The sequence below is a fragment of the Serratia sp. H1w genome, assembly GCF_000633355.1.
In the GTDB taxonomy this organism is placed as follows: Bacteria; Pseudomonadota; Gammaproteobacteria; order Enterobacterales; family Enterobacteriaceae; genus Chania.
Map to the genome: position 1 here is coordinate 1 of NZ_AYMQ01000184.1, position 290 is coordinate 290.

1 protein-coding gene is annotated in these 290 nt (G+C 54.1%); it reads right to left on the bottom strand.

Annotated elements, in window-relative coordinates; genetic code table 11:
• The coding region (locus U869_RS0128425) for a fimbrial protein (RefSeq protein ID WP_029988566.1) at positions 1-290 on the bottom strand (290 nt) is incomplete at both ends.

The following is a 290-nucleotide window of genomic DNA, read 5'->3' on the forward strand; positions in this document are numbered from 1 at the left end:
GCTGCGCCAGTTGCGATATAACGAGCCTGGAATGGAACAACCACGGTGCCATCAGAGAGCGTAGTAGCCGCACTGAAGGTAGCGCCATCAACTGCCAGTGCTGTACCGGCGCGATCAAGGATCTGAACACCAACGTTGCTTGCGTTACCCGCTGCAGAGCCTTGCAGGGCCAGCGCAGTAGGATAGGTAGCGTTTACCGCGGTGCCGGTGAATGCAACAGATGCCTTGCTAGAAACGGTGGAATCACAATCATTCAGTTGAATATTGAACCCGGTAGAAGAACTGACATC